Source organism: Kinneretia sp. DJ1R-11, assembly GCF_025717595.1.
In the GTDB taxonomy this organism is placed as follows: domain Bacteria; phylum Pseudomonadota; class Gammaproteobacteria; order Burkholderiales; family Burkholderiaceae_C; genus Paucibacter_A.
The window spans coordinates 212,681-228,564 of record NZ_JAJIRR010000003.1 but is presented as its reverse complement, the minus strand read 5'-3'; the positions used below and the strand labels follow the sequence as shown (position 1 = coordinate 228,564).

Genomic DNA, 15,884 nt, shown 5'->3' with positions numbered 1-15,884 from the left:
CCCGAGCTAACCCGCTGTCAAGATTGACAGCTACAAGCCTGCTCCAAGCCATTCAAGAATGCGCCCTGCCGCCGGAACAGCGGTGGCACTCACACCCCCGGCAGCCACAAGCCAGCCCGGGGCTGAATCGCAATTTGGACAAGGCAAGGGACACGATGTTGTTGCGACAAGGATGGAAGGCCAGGCCGCTGGCCCGACGTTGGCGGGCGCCCATGGCGCCGGCGGCCGGGCAGGAAGACGGCCGCGCCGCCGCGCTGGACTGGGGCCCGCTGCGGCAACGCTGGCAGGGGCGCATCTTCACGGCCCAGGAGATGGCTGAGGCCGGACTGGGCAAAGCGCTGGCGGCCGGAGGGCGGCCCCTGCCCCTGCCCGCAGTCTGCCTGCGCGCACGCAGCGAATGCGATGTACGGCGCGCGCTTGAGTTCCTGCAGCGCTACGACCTGCCCTTCGCCCTGCGCAGCGGCGGCCACTGCCTGGCCGACCTGTCCAGCCACGCGGAGCTGGTGCTGGACTTGAGCGAGCTGCGCCGTCTGGCCTGGGACGCACGCGGCCTGCAGGCGGGGCCGGGCGTCAGCACCGCCGAGCTGAGTGGCTTCCTGACCTCACGCGGCCAGCTCCTGCCCAGCGGCAACTGCCCCGCCGTCAGCCTCGGCGGCCAGGCGCTGAGTGGCGGCTTCGGGCTGATGGGGCGGCGGGACGGCCTGGTCTGCGACCAGGTCCAGGCCCTACGTATGGTCACAGCCGGCGGCGAACTGCTGGAGGTGAATGCCGAGCAGAACCGCGACCTGTTTTGGGCCCTGCGCGGCGCGGGCGCGGGCCAGTTCGGGGTCGTCACCGAGCTTCATCTGCGCACCCAGACGGCCCAGGCCATGAATGTGGTTCACGGCTGCTGGCCCTTGGCCGAGGCGGCCGCGCTGATCGCCCTGTGGCAGGAGCTGGCGCCGGGCGCCGACCCGCGCGTCAATCTGCAACTGGCCATTCTTGCCGGCCGGCCGGTCGGGCATGGCGTTGCCAGCGGCCAGCCCCAGGTCGAACTCTTCGGTGCGGTGCTGGCCGAAGCGGCCGAGGTGCCGGCCTTGCTGGCCCCATGGCAGCGCGCCCTGGGCCGGCTGGCCGAGACACTATGCGAGTGGCGCCTGCCTGCCGCAGCGGCGGCCAGCTATCTTTGCGGCCGCCTGGACCGACGCTGTGAACCGGCCTGGCAAGCGGACCCGCCCTTCCCGGCCCATGGCTACCAGTTCACCCGCTCCGGCTTTTTCGAACAGGCCTTGTCGCGCGCCGCCATGGCCGGCTTGATCGAACAGTTCGCCACCGGTCGCCCGGCGGCCCAGCAACGCGAGTTGTCCTTCATCCCTTGGGCCGGTGCCTATGCCCAGCTTGGTGGCGCTTCGGGCAGTGCCTTTGTGCACCGGCAGGCTCACTTCATGGTGCGTCACACCACGGTGCTGGGCCCGGCCGCGCAGACCGTCGAGCGCGAGCGAGCACGCGCCTGGGCCAACGAATCCCGGGCCTGCATTGCCCCCTTCGGCAACGGCCATGTCTACCAGGGCTTCGCCGAAACCGACTTGGAAGACTGGGGCCAGGCCTACTACGGTGCCGCCCTGCCTCGGCTGCGCGCCATCAAGGCACGCCACGATCCGGGCCTGTTGATACGGCACGCGCAGTCCATCGAACCCGCTGCCGGACCGAACGAAACGGCGGCGTTGCCCTCGTGAAATGGCGTTATACCCGACACGCTTCAGCGCCCAGGGGCTCAAACGATGGAGACGGACATAAGGCGGCTTTTTGCCCCGAACTGAACTGCCCGCGTCCGAAAAAAAGGCAGCCCTCAGGCTGCCCATGGTCAAGCACCGACGCAGACGCAGGCTCAGCCCTGACGACGGCGGCGCGCGGCCGCGCCCACGGCGAACAGGCCGAGGGCCATCAAGGCATAGCTGGCGGGTTCGGGCACTGCGGCGGTGATGACGCTGCCCGGGCCGCTGATGCTGAGGCTGTAGGCGCCGAACTCGGTCGGATCGAAGCCGGTGGCGACGTAGAAGTAGCTGGTGCCTGCTGTCAGGCTGCTGGTGAAGCCCGACAGGCCAATGCTGGGGTTGTCGTCATTGCCGACCACGCCGTTCACCAGCGGTGTGGCCGGATTGAAAGTGTCCTTGTACAAAAAGCTGAAGTTGTCCCAGCCACCGACTGCCGTGTTCTGGAAGACATAGGAGCCTGAAGCCGATACCGTGAAAGGCAGCACTTCATACTTGACACCGGTACCGGCCACCGACAGGCCAGAGAAGCTGGCGAAGGGGCGGTTCCAGGTCGCCCCAGCCGTGGTGTCACCGGCAAAGGTTTCCGCTTGGGCCGAGGCCGCACACAGCAGAGCCGCGGCCAGCGCGAGCGGGCGAAACAGGGAGGAACAAGATACGTTCGCTTGCATGAGGGAACTCCAGGTCAGTCTTGCGTGGGAGTGGCCGGCCACGCCGGCAGCACAAGGACAGCCACCCCATAGCCCGGGATGCTGACTTCATACTAAAGCGGCATGCCGGCAGCACGCGCCCGCACAAAACCTCAGCTCCGGCGCCAGCGTCACGCGAAACAGGGACTGGCAAACCCTAGGCTCAGACGCCGCGATGGGCTTGCAGCAAGGGCTCGATCTCGAACTTGACCATGCCGAACATGGCGTGCATGACGCGAGCGGCAGCGGCTGGATCGGGGTCACGCAAGAGCGCTGGCAGTTGGCGAGGCACGATCTGCCAACTCAACCCAAAGGGGTCAGTGATCCAGCCGCACTGCATGGGCGTGCCGCCGGCGTCGAGCAGCTGGCCCCAAAGGCGGTCGATCTCGACTTGGTCCTCGCACTCCAAGGACAGGGACACCGCCGGGCTGAGCTGGTAATGCGGCCCGCCGTTGAGCAGCTGCAAGCTCATGCCCTCGATCTCCAGGCGGGCCATCAGCAGGCTGCCGGGCGTGCCGGGGCCGGTTTCGCCCCAATGCATGAGGTCCACCACGCGGCTGTTCGGGAACAGCTTGAGGTAGAAGTTCATCGCGTCCTCAGCGCGACCGTCGAACCAGAGGCAGGTGGCGAGTGTGCTCATGGCAAGCTCCTTGGACTGGGTGAAATGAACAGGTGAGCGGGTGAGCGAAAGGTTGGGCCAATTTCACTTGTTCACTCGTTCACTTGCTTACCCATTCACTTCCCCACCGCCCCCCGCCGCTTCCCGCGCCCGCTGCTGCCGCACGCGGTCCACATAGGTCTCGGCGCGGGCCAGCTCGGTTTTCAGGATGGCATTGTTCTGGCCCATGACGTCGATGGCCTTGGCGCGGAAGTTGTCCATCGCGTCCATGGCCTGGAAGGTCTGGTTGAACATCTCTTTCATCTTGTCGATGCCGAGCATGGGGTTCTGCGCGAACTGGGTGGTCTGCTCGACATGCTGGTTCAGCGCACGGCCGGTCTCGCTGATCAGATTGCCGATGGTGGCGTTGACACCTTGCAGCATCTCCATCACCTGAATCTGATTGCCGGTGGCGCGCGCCACGGTCTGGGCCACGGCCAGGGCGCTCATGCCGGTGGTGGCGACACGGGTGCAGCCATTGATCATTTCCCGGCCGGTCTTCTTCAGTACATCCAGGGCCAGATAACCGTTCACGCAGACGGCTTGCTGGGTCTGGATGTCCTGCAGGTTCTGGCGCGCGTAAAACAGCACTTCCTGGCGCAAGGCATGGGCGCGGGTCGGGTCGCTCAGCTCCAGGGCCTGAACCTTGTCGGCCAGCTGGCTGTCCAGGGCGCCGGCGAAGCGGGCAGCGGCGGCGAGCTTTTGCATCGCATCCCAGAGCTTGGCGCGGGTGGCCTCGATGTCGACCACATCCTTCTGCATATCGTCGCGGGCCGCGTAGAGCTGGCCCATCGAGGTCTTGAGCTGCTCGGCCGCACTCTGGTACTTGCGGAAGTAAGCCTCCAGCTTGTTGCCGAAGGGAATGATGCCCAGCAGCTTGCGCGGCTGCAGCAGGTCGCCGTCGGCGCCGGGGTTCAATTCATCGAGCTGGGCGCGGATGTCGGCAATCGCCTTGTAGGCCGGCGTGTCCTCGATGCCGGCGAAATTGCGATTCATGAAGCGCCCCTGCATCAGCGAGGACGCATTGGAGATTTCCTCCTTGCCCAGGGCAAAAGCGCTGTCCAGGCGCTGCTTGAAGGCGTCGGAATGCAGGTCTTCGCTGGCCAGGGCGTCGATGAAGCGCAGCACCTGGGCGTCGACCTGCTGGGCCAGCTCGGGCTTCAAGGGCACGGCCTCGCGCGTGGCCTCAGCGGCCACCGGGTGGATGACCTCGGGCGGCTGCAGCTGGAAGGCCGGAGCGGCTGTTGCGGTGGTGCTCGTGTTGGACGGCATGTTCATGGCTTGCGCTCCTCGGCGGCGATATTGTTGAGTGCGGGGGCGTCCAGCCCTTGCGGGCCGAACTTCTGGCTCAGGAATTTGGAATGAACGAGAAAGGCATGCGCGTCCTGCGCCGCCAGGTCCTCGCCGAGCTGGCCGACCTTGGTCTCGAGTTCAGCCAGGGTGTCGGCAAAAGTGGCCTGGGCGGTCTTGCCGTTGTCCAGGATCTTGCCGCTGGCGAAGGCCGCCGGAATGGACAGGTAGGTGTTGAGCGCCTCGGGCAGATAGCTGATGGCGATGTGGCGGGCATGGAAGCTGTCCTGCAGCGAGAGGCTGCCCTTGCTGCGCTCCCACTGCTGCAGCAGGCCATCGAGTGCGGCGCACAGGGCCAGCACGCGCGCCTGCAAGGCCGGTGGAATGCGGCGCTCGGGGTTGTGCTCGGTCAGCTGACGCACGCCGTGCAGAGCCCGCTCCATGGCCTCGCGGGCATCGCCCTCGTCGCTGAACTGCAAGGCCTCCCAGGCCGGCTCCTGCGTCGAAGGGAAACCCAGCCAGAGCCCGCCGATGACGAAACCGGCGGCGTAGCCAAGCGCGGCCACACCCAGGCCCAGGCCGCCCAGCAGGCCTGCGGCCTTGAGCAGCAGCACCGCACTGGCCAGCCCGAGACCGCACCAGTTGGCCGGCGAAGTCAGCAGACGAAACACTCGCCCCATCATCATTGGTAGGCCCGAATGTCCTTGAACACGCTGTACAGCGGCGTGCGCCGGGCATCGAAGACACGGCCGCCGGTGGTCTTGACCAGCTCCTTGAGCTCCGCCTCATTGGCCTCGCCGAAGACGACCACAAACACCGGAATCGCGCGCACATCTTCAGGCAAGGCCTGGTAGTCGCGCTTGAAGGCGTCCAGCGAGCGGCCCTTGTTGACCTCGCCATCGGTGAAGGCCACGACCGAGTACTGGTAGTTGGGGCTCTTGCCGCGCTGCTCCAGCATGTGGGCGAGTGCCTCATAGACCGCGTCGTAGAGGGCGGTGCCGCCTTTCATGCGCAGCTCGTCGGCGGTCTGGCGCACCTGGGCCAGCACCTGCTGCTTGGCCTCGCTGTCGGCCAGCTCGGCCACGCCGCGCTGCGCCTTCACGGCGGCCGGCAGCTCAAAAGACTGCAAGCCATAGGGCTGATCGGCAAAAGGCTGCAACCAGAGCCGCTCGCGGTTGCTCAGGCGAGCGATGCGGCCGGTCAGCGAGGCGTCTGCTCCGGCGATGTAATGCATGGCGTCGATCAGCTGCTGGCGCCGGCCGCCACCGGCCATGCTGCCACTGGTGTCTAGCACAAAGGTCGAGGCGATGGGCGTGCGGAACTCGTTGAGGTAGGCGGCGATCAGGCCGTCGGCCAGGGCCCGGTCGGGCGAGAAAGGCAGCTCCACCTGCAGGCCCTGGCGCGGCAGCAGATCGGCCACGCGCTCGTTCAGCTCGGGTTTGATGGGTCGGCGTAGGGTCTGGCGCGCCAGCCAGAGTTGGGCCGGTTCGCTCTTCAGGTATTCGGCCACCTTGAGGTAGTCGGCCCGCTTGGCCTCGTTGAGCAGCATGAAGGGGTAGTCGGCCGTGCTAACGCCCTCATGCGGGTAGATCAGCGTCAGCTTCTCGTGCAACTTGCCCGAGGCATTGAGGCTGAGCAGCCAGCTCTCGTAATTGATGAAGGCATTGACCTTGGGGCCTTGCTGCAGGATGAACTGCTCGGACAGATAACTGGAGTTGTCACCGGGCAGCTTGTAGCCCTTCAGAAAGTCGGCAATGACGCCGCGGTCGACATCGGCGGCGCTGAGGGCTTCGGACTTTTGGCTGGCCGCGGCCACCACGCCCATCAAGGCCATGAAGCCCTGGTTGGAGGTGGCGGGGTTGGACAGTGCGTACTTCAGCTGGCCGGCCTTGGCAGCGTTGGCGATGTCTTTCCAGGTCAGCTTGAGATCGGGGCGATCCCAGCCATATTTGCGGGCCTCGGATTCGCTGACGCCGATGGCGATCGGCGAGAGCATGATTTTTTCCTGCAGCTTGACGCGGCCCTGGCCTTGCGGGCTGGACAGCAGATATTTGGCATTGGCGAACCAGGCGGCGTCGCTCTTGGCCTCACCGCTGAGCACGGCCTCGGTGCTCTCCATGGTGCCGCCGAACTTGAGCTTCAGGCGCACGCCGGTGGCCTTGCGCACCATCTCCTGCAGCGGCTCCACATCCTTGAGGTCGCTGGTGGCGAGCACGGTGAAGTCCTCCTGGGCGGACTCCAGCTTGGGCGTGCCGGCGGCCGGCGCCTGCTCGGCCTTGCGTCCGCAGCCGGCCGTGGCCAGCAAGAGCGCGCTCAAGGACGCCAGGCCCAGGCCTCGAAGCAAACGCATGGTGTTCAAGCGGATCATTGCGCCATCTCCTGGGCCACGACATCGATCATCTCGGCCATCAGCTCGAACGAGGGCGGGTCCACCACCTGGGTCAGGCGCGGCTCCACCCCCAGGCCGGTGGCCTGCACGGTCTTGACGAAGCGGGCCGTGTCGGCGATGCGGAAACCGTACTCGACCGCAATGCCCTGCAGCTCTGCATCACTGGCCAGCAGTTCGCCCAAGGCCTTGGCTCGCTCATTCAGCGACACAAATACCACCTTGTTGACGATGGTGGGCTGCGGGTAGAGCAGCACCATGTCAGCGCTGACGCCTTTCTTGGCCAGGGCGTGGCTGACGAGTTGGTTCTCGTAGATGAAGGCCAGCGGCGTTTTGCCCATGCCAATGGCCACGTAGTCGTCGAAGTTGCCGTTGACGTAGTTTTCCTGGTAGCCCTGGCGCTTGAACAGCTCGGCCAGCTTGAGGGCGGTGGCGCGGGCGGTTGGCCGGTCCGTCACCACATCGCCGTTCAAGGCCTGGCTGGTCAGGGCCAGATACATGGCGCCCGAGTTGCTACGCCGCAGATCGGTGGTGGACACCAGCACGCTGCGGCTGACCTCGTAGGCGCCGGCGTCCTTGAGCTCTTTCCACTTCTTCTTGGCCAGCATGAGCTGGGTCAGCGCCGCCATGTCCAGGCCGTAGACCTTGGGCGAAAGTGGTTTGGCAAGGCCGTTGGCGACCAGGATGCGCGCCACCGGTTCCCAAGAAGCGATCACCATCGGTGTGTGGAAAGGAGCGATCTGGGCCACCGGCAGATTGGCCTTGCGGGCGGCGTCGACCACCTGGTTGGCGGCCACCACGCCGGAAGGGAAGAAGAAATCGGGCGCACTCTCGCGGCTCGCGCCGTCGAGCTTGGCCGCCATGTCCCGGCTGCCGACCCGGGAAACGCTGACCGGCAAGCGTGCAGCGGCCAGACGCTGGATCACGCGCGGGTCCTTGAAGAAGGCCTCCACATCGAGCGCGATCAGGCCCTTGAGCTGCACCACGGCGGCCTGCTCGGCGGCCTCCAGCTGGGCTTGCGCCTCTTGCTTTTGCCCTCGCAGCGCCACGTACAGGCTGCCGCCAAAGGCTGCCGCCACCGCCACCGTGATCAATGCGCGCTTGCTCTTTGAGATCGCAGCCACAGGCCTCCCTTGCTGTTTGGATTGCGCGCAAATATAGACGCAAAGCAGGCTCCTGGACTGCAGTCATACCGGCCGCATGAGCCGCTGGTACCACAGCGGGCTTACGGCCTGGCCGACAATCTGGTCATGAGCGACACCGGCACCGCCTCCAAATCAGTCCGCAGCCCGGCACAGCAGCGCGCCAGGAAGCACTGGCTGGCCGCCGCAATGGCTTCGGGCCCGGTTCTGGCCCTGGCAGCTTGGGTGTTCGGGCCCCATGGATTGATGGTGGAACAGGTCGCCAAGACCTGGCGGCTGGAAATCGAGGTGGAGCGCCGGGTCTTGGAGACTGGCAGCGGCTGGTGCGATGAACTGCCGGTGGGTGCGCTGGTGCTGAGCCGTCGCACCCTGGACAGCGACCCCAGCGGCCAACGCCAGGGCCCCTCTGAACACTGCCATTACCGCTCGCCGCAGTGGCGCACCAGCTATGTGGCGCAAAGCCAGGGGCAGGCGCCGGCCGCGCCTCATTGGCCGCATCCCGAGCTGCGTCTGGACGACGCGCAAGGCCAGGCTCTCGGGGCCGAACGGCTGGGCAAGCGCCAGGCTTTCTATGAGCTGCAACTGCAGGCGGACGACGGCCGCCAGTGGAGCTGCCGCCAGAACTTGCAGGAATGGCAGGCGCGGCCAGCGCAAGCCCACTACCGCGTGCAGGTGGACCGTTACGGCGTGGCCGACTGTGCCAGCTTGCCACCAGCTACGCCCCCTGCCCACGTTTCAGGCACCGAACGCTGAGCCCCCCTGCCTCATTTGGCAGCAAGCCAGAAACAAGCCTTTGCAATCAACAGCTTGAGCGCGTCGCCCGCAGTTTGCGCACGCACTTATCCACAGAGGACGGGGACAAAGCTGCCGATTCGCAGCATGAGCGCGCCGAAGGCTGGCGCACCAGAGCCACAAGGCTCAGGGCTTCGTGCCTTCCAGACCCCTCAGGGTCAATTCGCGCTGGGCCTTGAGGCGTCGGATCTTTTCCTCCGCCACCGCCAATTGCTCGGCGGACACACCCTGCGCGCGACCGAGGGCCAGCCATTGTTCAAGCTTGGGCAGCTCGGCGTTCGCAGCTTCAACGAAAGCCTGCTGAACGGCGCGGTGCTCATCCAGCTCGCGACGCAGATGGCCTTCGTGATCGCTGAGCTGCCAGACCGGGGTATGAGCTTCCGGCGCGGGGCGGTGCAAGGGTGGTGTGCGCGGATCGCCATTCACGCGAGCGTCAGCCATGCTCCATTGGGCAGGCTGCAGTGCATCGGAGGCCAGGGGCGAAGAAAGCGCAGCTGACGTGGCCGGTGGCACCGGCACCGGAGCTGCTGCCGAGGCCGAAGCAAGCGCGGGCTGCGGATCCGGCGCAGAAGCCGCCGGCGCCTGGCGCTGGACCCGCGCGACCTCGGCCGGTGGCGCCTGCTCGGGCTGCATGAGCCACCCGGCGAGCACCAGTGCCGCGACCAGGGCGCTGACCATTAGCAGAGAACTGCGGGCACCGCCCTGTTGGCTCGACCAGAACGACGCGACCTGCGAGCGCGCCCTAGGATCAGTCATGTGAATGCCCATGGCCCTGCTGCGCGTCGGGCCAGGCCAGCACTGCAGCGGACCCAGATGCAGGCCAGCCGCGCCGGCCGTCGCCCCAGCGAATGTCCGCGTCCTGCAGCCACTGGACCTGGGCCTGTGCCCAGCCCTCGCGCATGCGCTCAAGGGTCAGCGCCAGACGCGACTGGTAGCGAACGGTTTCGCTGCTCAAAGGATGCACGCCCATGCTGCGCGCGCTCAGCTGCACCCACTCCCAACCGAGGCTGTCCACGCCCGGTGCACGCACGCCCAAGGGCGGCTCGCCAGGCTGCGCCGCCATCAGCAAGCTGAGCGACCAGCGTTCACGCGCATTCTGCTTGGCCTCTGAATCGCCCAGGCGCCAATGCACGGGCTCCAGCTGCCAGCCCGCCACCGGCGCCTCAGCCAGTGCGCTGAGCTGTGCCGGCGCTTGCAGGGCCCGCAAACGCGCCTCGATCTGCTGGGCGCAAAGCGCCGTCGCGCATCGGCCGCGCCAGCCCTGCAGCGACTCGATGCGAGCGAAGTCATCGCTGTGGGCGCGGTAATAAGCCTCGATGTCCACGTCCGTGAGGGTGGCGCTGAGCTCGGCCCAGCCCTCGCGCGGGCCATGCGGATCACCATCCAGACCACGGAGCCGCACCCAAGCCGCGCGCTGCAGTCGCGCCTGCAGCCCACCACGCAGCGCCGCCACATCCTGGGCTTGCCAGCCGGGCTGGCTGGGCAGCCAACGGTCGGCGAAGCGCGCTTGCAGCAGTTCGTCGCCAGCCGCTTGCACGGGGCGCCAATCGCCGTCCAGCACCGCGGTGCGCGACTGCACATTCATGCGCCCCCAGAGTTCGCTCAAGGACAAGGAAGTGCAAGCAGAGTGAACGCATTGCCGCAGCACGGGTAGCCGGGCCGCCAGACGCTGTTGCGCCGGCGACAAGCGGTCATCGAGGCGAAATGCCGGCGTTGCGGCGAGAAACGCGCGGTGCGTCGCCCCCGGCTTGACGGCCTGCCAGCCCAGGCGCTTGCGTTCCGCAGCCCAGGCTTGCGAGAAAGCGGGCCCGCTCAGCTGTGTGAGCAGATGGATCCAGACCCGCTCGACCTCGATCTCAAGCGGATAGGCCACATGCCGAGCCGGGAACAAGCGCTCGGCCGAAATGCCCTGTGCGACTTGGCGCCCCACCACCCAATCCCGCAGCCATTGCTGCGCCACCCGCTCGCAGGGCAGATCGGGCTCCTGGCGCTGCGCGAGCTGGCACAAGGCCGCCTGTGCATGGGCCGACAGCGTCACTCCCTCAACCACCACATCAGCCAGCGGCGCCGAAGCCACTGCAGCCGCTCGAGCACTCACAGAAACGTGCAAGACTGTCCACAGCCCAAAGACCAAAGCCAGCCCAGTCCGGCACCGGCCTCGCCAGCCGCGTCGCTCGCCCATGGGCTCAGAAACGCTCGGCGGCGCGGTTCAAGAGATGCACCACCATGGCAATGGCATGGGGCACCACCACGCGACCGACGGTCTTGCGGTCCTTGTGGTCGGTGCTGCTGAGCACGATGCCGCCGCGTGCGTAAGACAGCGCGCCACCTTGACGCAGCAGCGGGCGGATGTCCGTCGCCGTCGGCGCCAGCGGCGTGAAGCTGCCCAAGGCCTCCGTCACCAGCGCGTCTTCGCTCAGACGCTCCTGGTCGTAATAGTCCTTGACCCAGGTCTCCCAGCCGGTGTGATTGCGTGCCGAAGTGGTCCAGGTGTGGTGCGGCTGGAGCAGATCGGTGGTGTGCATCACAAAGCCCAAGCTCTGCACCGTCGGCTTGGCCAGAAACTGGCTCCACCAGTATTGGCCGAGGTTGTCGATGGGCTGGAAAGGCATTTTTTCAAAATCTGCATACATCGCCGGCGTCGAAGTGCTGCCCTGGCGGTAGTTGCGTTCGGTGATGCCATAGGTGTTGTACTTGCTGCCGTCACTGAACCAACCCTTCATGCCGCCACGGCCGTCGTCCAAGTGATCACCCACCAGCCAGGTCGCGGCGAGCTCGTCAATGTCGCCTTTGACGGTCAGCTTGGCATAGTTGTAACCACCGAAGGGGTTGCCGTGTACGTCCGGGCCTTGCGTGTGGTTCTGGAAATGCCAGTACGAGGTGTAGTTGACGATGCCTTTGCCCAAACCCCAGACCGGCGCCAGCTGGCAATCACCGGTGATTGCGCCACAGATATAGGTGTCGGCGAAGTCGTCCACATCGTAGGCACCTTGGCCCAACTGTTGAGCAAACTGTTCGACGGTATAGCCAGCCTTGACCAGGCCGGCTTGCAGCTTGACGAAATTGGTGCTGCTCGGATTGCGCTGCATATAAGCCACGGCATCCATGGCGATGCGCTTGTGCGTTTCCTGCGCGAAGGCGTGGGCTTGGTCGGCCAAAACGCAGCACAGACCTGCAATCAACAGAGCTTTCATATGCGACGACACCAAGGAATTTAAAAAGTTGATGGTCGCCCGCATTCATGACATCGTCATGAAGGGTGAAGCAATCCAAAAGACTCCCCTTTCAAGAGCGGGCCATTCGCAGTCACTGGGCCACATCGCGTTCGCGGCCTGCACTGATGGAAAGGTATCTAAGCCACTGTGACGAGGCAAGAACCAAATCCACTACGCATAACCATTGGTTCGCACTCCATGAAATTTACTATCGCTTGCGCGGATGTCATCGTTCAAAGGAATACTCATTTGCGGCTCGGTTCGATGCCAATAAGCAACTAAAAGGAGACTTTCGATGAGTGAGACCGCTGCACATCCCGCCTCGCCCCTGGAAATGCGCCGGGACTTCCTAAGGCGTAGCCTGATCGGCGCAGGCCTGGTGTCCGTGGGGCCGACGAGCGCCTGGGCCCAGAGCTTGCCGGCCGTTCCAGCCAACCCGCATGGACCCGAAGGCTTGCAGGCGATTGCCTCACTGGCGGCGGTGGGGCCGCTGCAGGCGCCTGACGTCAATGGACTCCGATTGCCCTCGGGCTTCAGCTCGCGGGTGATCGCACGCAGCGGGCAGAAAGTCGCATCGACCGGCTACACCTGGCACAGCACGCCGGATGGCGGCGCCTGTCTGGCCAGTGGCGACGGCGGCTGGATCTATCTGTCCAATTGCGAGCTCGATGGTGGCAAAGGCGGCGTCTCGGCCATTCGATTCAACTCCACGGGCAGCATCACCAGCGCTTACTCCATCTGCAGCGGCACCAGCCGCAACTGTGTTGGCGGCATGAGCCCCTGGAACACCTGGCTCAGCTGCGAGGAAGTCGACCGCGGTCGTGTGGTGGAGTGCGACCCCTTCGGTCAGAAGGCGCCGGTGCTGCGCAATGCCCTGGGCTGGTTCGACCACGAGGCACTGACCTTCGACACGAGGACCGGCTATGTCTACCTGACCGAGGACAAGAGCGACGGACGCTTCTACCGCTTCCGCCCGGCACGGGCAAACGACCTGAGCTCAGGCACTTTGGAAGTCGCCCGGCGCGTCGGCTCGGCTGCGCCCTACTCGCTGCAATGGCTGAGCGTTCCCACACCCAACCCCAGCAGTTCGGGCACGCGCACGCGCAAGCAGGTGAGCGCCAGCTCCAGCTTCAATGGCGGAGAAGGCTGCTGGTTCCACAAGGGCATCGTGTACTTCACGACCAAGGGCGACAACCGGGTCTGGGCCTATGAAACCGCAGCCAACCAGCTGAGCATCCTCTACGACGACAACACGGCCAGCAACCCGGTGCTGACCGGAGTGGACAACGTCATTGTCTCGGCCCTGGGCGATGTCTATGTGGCAGAGGACGGCGGCGACATGCAGATCTGCGTGATCCGACCCAGTGGTGAGGTGGCGCCCATCGTCAAGCTGGAAGGCCACAACGCCAGCGAAATGACCGGCATCGCCTTCAGCCCCGATGGCAGCCGCCTGTACTTCAGCTCTCAGCGCGGCACGACGGGCAGCGGCGCCAACGGCGTGAGCTTTGAAGTGCGAGGGCCCTTCCTGGGCATTTGAGGATTGCGGGGCGGAACACGCCCCGCCGTCTGAAGGTCGCGAGAGCATCCTCATCAAGCCGGCACAGAACTACCTGCATGGCAGCACACGCAACGTGACGATGGATCACATCAGCAAACCGTCAGCAGCCCGGACCACGCTGGCCGCCCGTTTTCGTAGCAAGCCAGGATTCCGCCTGCGCACTCAAGCACTTGCCGGGCCCGCCCGCAGCTTGCTCACGGACTTATCCACAGACGCTGGGGACAGATGCCAACGCCATCGCTTCACATGGGCCCAGTCCCAAAGAAGGACCGGTTCTTTTCAGAACCGGGCACTCGATGAGGCTTCGCAACGCAGATGAAGTGGGCCATGCTGGCTGTCACACAAGAGGGCCAAACTCGGCACGACTTCGCATGTCCAACTTGGCACTTCTCAACTGAAGGGGAATTTCATGAGCTTGCTGGATTCACTGCTGGGCGCCGTCAGCCAAAACACGGCGCAAGACGGAGGCGGGCTTTCCGCGCTGATCGGCATGGTCAGCGCCAGACCCGAGCTGCTGCAGATGGCGGCCAGCCTGCTGGGCAATGACGGCAGCGCGGGAGGGCTCGACGGCCTGTCGAACAAGTTCCGCGCGGCGGGCCTGGGCGATGTCATTGCCTCCTGGATAGGCAGCGGCCAGAACCAGCCCATCAGCGCCGATCAGCTGCAGCAAGTGCTGGGCAACGATGCGATCGCGGGCATGGCGGGCAAGCTGGGACTGGAGCCGGCGGACATGGCCGGCCAGTTGTCCAGCATTCTGCCGGGACTGGTAGACCGGCTCACTCCGGGCGGCCAGCAGCCCTCGGGCGGCCTTGGCAATGCCGGCGATCTGATGGACGCACTCGGCTCCCTGTTGCAACGCTGAGCAAGCAAGTACGAAGCAAAGGAAAAACTCCACGGGGATGTTGAGCACGATTTGAGCCAAACTCGGTTTTGGCGCCGACACGGTAGAGACCGCGATACCCACGGCGACAGGAGCCAGCCACGCCCGCCCAGGAAGCAGCGGCCCCTGCCGTGCAAGCCGTCAGCGAGGTCGATGTGGTGAGCAAGCTAGCGGCCCTGGCCTCGGCCCATGCTGACAAGCTCAGCTGGAAAGTGTCCATCGTGGGTTTGATTAAGCTTCTGGGCCTGGACAGCAGCCTTGCCGCTCGCAAGGAACTGGGTTGCCCGGCGGACAAGATGAAGGTGTCGGCGCAAATGAATATGTGGCTGCAAAAGACCGTGCTGCAAAAGCTGGCCCAGGACGGCGGCGATATCCCGACAGAGCTGCTCTGAGTTCGGCGCAATGCGCCGCCTTGTAGGCGCAAACGCAACCCAGAAGAAAGCCTGAGCCCACGGACCCGGGACTTTGTCTTTTTGGCCCAGCCTTGTTGAGCGAGGCTGAACGCCCTACTTTCGAGCCGGCGTCAAAACCTTGCGAGAGTCATGCCCTACTTACGCCGCCATGCGGACGCTCTCGCCCAACGTGGGGTGCGGTGAACGGACTTTCCGATGTCCACAGCGTCAGCACCCATCTCGATGGCCAGGCCGACCTCGGCGATCATGTCGCCGGCGTGGGTGCCAACGATGCCGCCGCATATGACATCGATTTCCTCATCGAAACGCAGACTGGTGAAGCTGCCGTCGTGGACCTGGGCACTCGCGCGGTCTGCCACGCCCCAGGAAGACAGGTCGATCTCGACCGTGCGCTGTCTCCTTGGCTCGCTCCAAATCGAGAAGCCACTCAGTCAGCATGCGGGCCAACAGCAATGACAGATGGCCAAAGGCAATGGATGCATGAGATCCTGATCGGTCATCTGAAAGTTAGGGAAGCTCTGCATAAATCGGGGCGAAGCCTGTCAGATAGGCACCGCCTGCTTTGTGGCCGAGGCACAGCTCTTGCGGATACCGGAGAACGTGGCTTCGCGCATCGTCTTCTTGATCGACTGGAACCGGGCCCGCAAGCGGCTGCTGAACTTTTTCAGAAAGCGCGAGGCGATTGCAATGCTGGCCGAAGCCATGCAGGCGCTGGGGGCAGATGCCTTCCGTATTGGTGATCGCATGGACGAGGTCTTGGGCCAGAAAGGCCTTGCAAGCTTTGCTGCAAAAACAGCCCAACGCCCTGGTGGCCGATGCAACCGGTTTGCTGCTGACGCGGCTTCTGCAACTGAGTACGCCGGAGTTTGACCTATTGGCCGAACACGCGGCCTATTGCCAGACCCGGGCCGAGGTCATAAGTTACGCCTTGCCGCATGGCTGGGAGCAAGACAAAGAAAGCGCCAGCCACGCTCGGTACTGTTCGCGGTTTCCTTGCAAACGGCGGACGACGCGGCCGATGAGCTGGAGGAATGCGCGTACTTGCTGGATTTGATCGCCAACATACGCAGGCGGTCAGTGACGGAGAGGCCATCCACATCGTTCTTCGGG

At 65.2% G+C, this 15,884-nt stretch carries 15 protein-coding genes and 1 pseudogene; 6 read left to right on the top strand and 10 right to left on the bottom strand.

The features are described from left to right. The first annotated feature begins 155 nt into the window (after positions 1–155). On the top strand, positions 156–1,715 hold the full coding sequence (locus tag LNV23_RS07680; protein WP_263562437.1) for an FAD-binding oxidoreductase: 1,560 nt from the start codon (positions 156–158) through the stop codon (positions 1,713–1,715). Between the two features lie 152 nt (positions 1,716–1,867). Here LNV23_RS07680 and LNV23_RS07675 read toward each other — a convergent pair whose 3' ends face one another. The 6 genes from LNV23_RS07675 to LNV23_RS07650 all read right to left on the bottom strand — a co-directional run bounded on the left by LNV23_RS07675 (position 1,868) and on the right by LNV23_RS07650 (position 7,898). Then, entirely contained in the window at positions 1,868–2,422 is a 555-nt protein-coding gene (locus LNV23_RS07675; protein ID WP_263562436.1) for a PEP-CTERM sorting domain-containing protein, read from the bottom strand. A 181-nt stretch (positions 2,423–2,603) separates the two neighbouring features. Further along, on the bottom strand, positions 2,604–3,080 hold the full coding sequence (locus tag LNV23_RS07670; RefSeq protein WP_263562435.1) for a VOC family protein: 477 nt from the start codon (positions 3,078–3,080) through the stop codon (positions 2,604–2,606). 87 nt (positions 3,081–3,167) lie between these two features. Then, positions 3,168–4,376: a toxic anion resistance protein gene (locus tag LNV23_RS07665; RefSeq protein WP_263562434.1), complete on the bottom strand. Its 1,209-nt coding sequence runs from the start codon at positions 4,374–4,376 to the stop codon at positions 3,168–3,170. After that, positions 4,373–5,059, bottom strand: coding sequence for a hypothetical protein (locus LNV23_RS07660; RefSeq protein ID WP_263562433.1), 687 nt, complete (start codon positions 5,057–5,059; stop codon positions 4,373–4,375). The genes LNV23_RS07665 and LNV23_RS07660 overlap by 4 nt, the downstream gene beginning before the upstream one ends. An 11-nt stretch (positions 5,060–5,070) precedes the next feature. Continuing rightward, positions 5,071–6,738 carry a vWA domain-containing protein gene (locus LNV23_RS07655; RefSeq protein ID WP_263562432.1) on the bottom strand — a complete coding sequence of 556 codons (1,668 nt, stop codon included), beginning with the start codon at positions 6,736–6,738 and terminating at the stop codon, positions 5,071–5,073. Positions 6,739–6,752: 14 nt separating this feature from the next. Beyond that, positions 6,753–7,898 carry a hypothetical protein gene (locus LNV23_RS07650; protein ID WP_263562431.1) on the bottom strand — a complete coding sequence of 382 codons (1,146 nt, stop codon included), beginning with the start codon at positions 7,896–7,898 and terminating at the stop codon, positions 6,753–6,755. 126 nt (positions 7,899–8,024) lie between these two features. Between LNV23_RS07650 and LNV23_RS07645 the strand changes: the two genes are divergently transcribed. Then, positions 8,025–8,669, top strand: a complete 645-nt coding sequence (locus tag LNV23_RS07645) for a hypothetical protein (RefSeq protein ID WP_263562430.1) — start codon at positions 8,025–8,027, stop codon at positions 8,667–8,669. A gap of 165 nt (positions 8,670–8,834) precedes the next feature. Here LNV23_RS07645 and LNV23_RS07640 read toward each other — a convergent pair whose 3' ends face one another. The 3 genes from LNV23_RS07640 to LNV23_RS07630 form a co-directional block, all read right to left on the bottom strand. Beyond that, positions 8,835–9,464 (bottom strand): hypothetical protein, encoded by a 630-nt coding sequence (locus LNV23_RS07640; RefSeq protein ID WP_263562429.1) that lies wholly within the window; start codon positions 9,462–9,464, stop codon positions 8,835–8,837. Beyond that, complete coding sequence (locus LNV23_RS07635; RefSeq protein ID WP_263562428.1) at positions 9,457–10,785, bottom strand: hypothetical protein; 1,329 nt, start codon at positions 10,783–10,785, stop codon at positions 9,457–9,459. Before LNV23_RS07635 ends, LNV23_RS07640 begins: the two co-directional genes overlap by 8 nt. A 109-nt stretch (positions 10,786–10,894) precedes the next feature. Next, positions 10,895–11,902, bottom strand: a complete 1,008-nt coding sequence (locus LNV23_RS07630; RefSeq protein ID WP_263562427.1) for a phospholipase C/P1 nuclease family protein — start codon at positions 11,900–11,902, stop codon at positions 10,895–10,897. A gap of 316 nt (positions 11,903–12,218) precedes the next feature. Between LNV23_RS07630 and LNV23_RS07625 the strand changes: the two genes are divergently transcribed. From LNV23_RS07625 to LNV23_RS07615, 3 genes are all read left to right on the top strand, one after another. After that, positions 12,219–13,460: an alkaline phosphatase PhoX gene (locus LNV23_RS07625; RefSeq protein ID WP_263562426.1), complete on the top strand. Its 1,242-nt coding sequence runs from the start codon at positions 12,219–12,221 to the stop codon at positions 13,458–13,460. Between the two features lie 430 nt (positions 13,461–13,890). Continuing rightward, the gene (locus LNV23_RS07620; RefSeq protein ID WP_505191013.1) at positions 13,891–14,343 is read left to right on the top strand and encodes a YidB family protein; all 453 of its coding nucleotides are present in this window, start codon (positions 13,891–13,893) and stop codon (positions 14,341–14,343) included. A 149-nt stretch (positions 14,344–14,492) separates the two neighbouring features. Continuing rightward, positions 14,493–14,753: a DUF3597 domain-containing protein gene (locus tag LNV23_RS07615; RefSeq protein WP_263562425.1), complete on the top strand. Its 261-nt coding sequence runs from the start codon at positions 14,493–14,495 to the stop codon at positions 14,751–14,753. Between the two features lie 159 nt (positions 14,754–14,912). On the opposite strand, the pseudogene LNV23_RS07610 reads toward LNV23_RS07615, so the two are convergent. Next, a pseudogene (locus LNV23_RS07610) lies at positions 14,913–15,139 on the bottom strand (oxidoreductase dimerization domain-containing protein); the annotation flags it as partial. A gap of 235 nt (positions 15,140–15,374) precedes the next feature. On the opposite strand from LNV23_RS07610, the gene LNV23_RS07605 reads away from it, so the two are divergent. Continuing rightward, positions 15,375–15,644: a hypothetical protein gene (locus LNV23_RS07605; RefSeq protein WP_263562424.1), complete on the top strand. Its 270-nt coding sequence runs from the start codon at positions 15,375–15,377 to the stop codon at positions 15,642–15,644. The last annotated feature ends 240 nt before the right edge of the window (positions 15,645–15,884 follow it).

What these genes read in the sequence shown, in the direction of transcription:
- LNV23_RS07645 (WP_263562430.1), top strand. Translation starts at nt 8,025, where the DNA reads ATGAGCGACACCGGCACCGCCTCCAAATCAGTCCGCAGCCCGGCACAG.
- LNV23_RS07675 (WP_263562436.1), bottom strand. Translation starts at nt 2,422, where the DNA reads ATGCAAGCGAACGTATCTTGTTCCTCCCTGTTTCGCCCGCTCGCGCTG.
- LNV23_RS07620 (WP_505191013.1), top strand. Translation starts at nt 13,891, where the DNA reads ATGAGCTTGCTGGATTCACTGCTGGGCGCCGTCAGCCAAAACACGGCG.
- LNV23_RS07680 (WP_263562437.1), top strand. Translation starts at nt 156, where the DNA reads ATGTTGTTGCGACAAGGATGGAAGGCCAGGCCGCTGGCCCGACGTTGG.
- LNV23_RS07640 (WP_263562429.1), bottom strand. Translation starts at nt 9,464, where the DNA reads ATGACTGATCCTAGGGCGCGCTCGCAGGTCGCGTCGTTCTGGTCGAGC.
- LNV23_RS07665 (WP_263562434.1), bottom strand. Translation starts at nt 4,376, where the DNA reads ATGAACATGCCGTCCAACACGAGCACCACCGCAACAGCCGCTCCGGCC.
- LNV23_RS07630 (WP_263562427.1), bottom strand. Translation starts at nt 11,902, where the DNA reads ATGAAAGCTCTGTTGATTGCAGGTCTGTGCTGCGTTTTGGCCGACCAA.
- LNV23_RS07670 (WP_263562435.1), bottom strand. Translation starts at nt 3,080, where the DNA reads ATGAGCACACTCGCCACCTGCCTCTGGTTCGACGGTCGCGCTGAGGAC.
- LNV23_RS07655 (WP_263562432.1), bottom strand. Translation starts at nt 6,738, where the DNA reads ATGCGTTTGCTTCGAGGCCTGGGCCTGGCGTCCTTGAGCGCGCTCTTG.
- LNV23_RS07625 (WP_263562426.1), top strand. Translation starts at nt 12,219, where the DNA reads ATGAGTGAGACCGCTGCACATCCCGCCTCGCCCCTGGAAATGCGCCGG.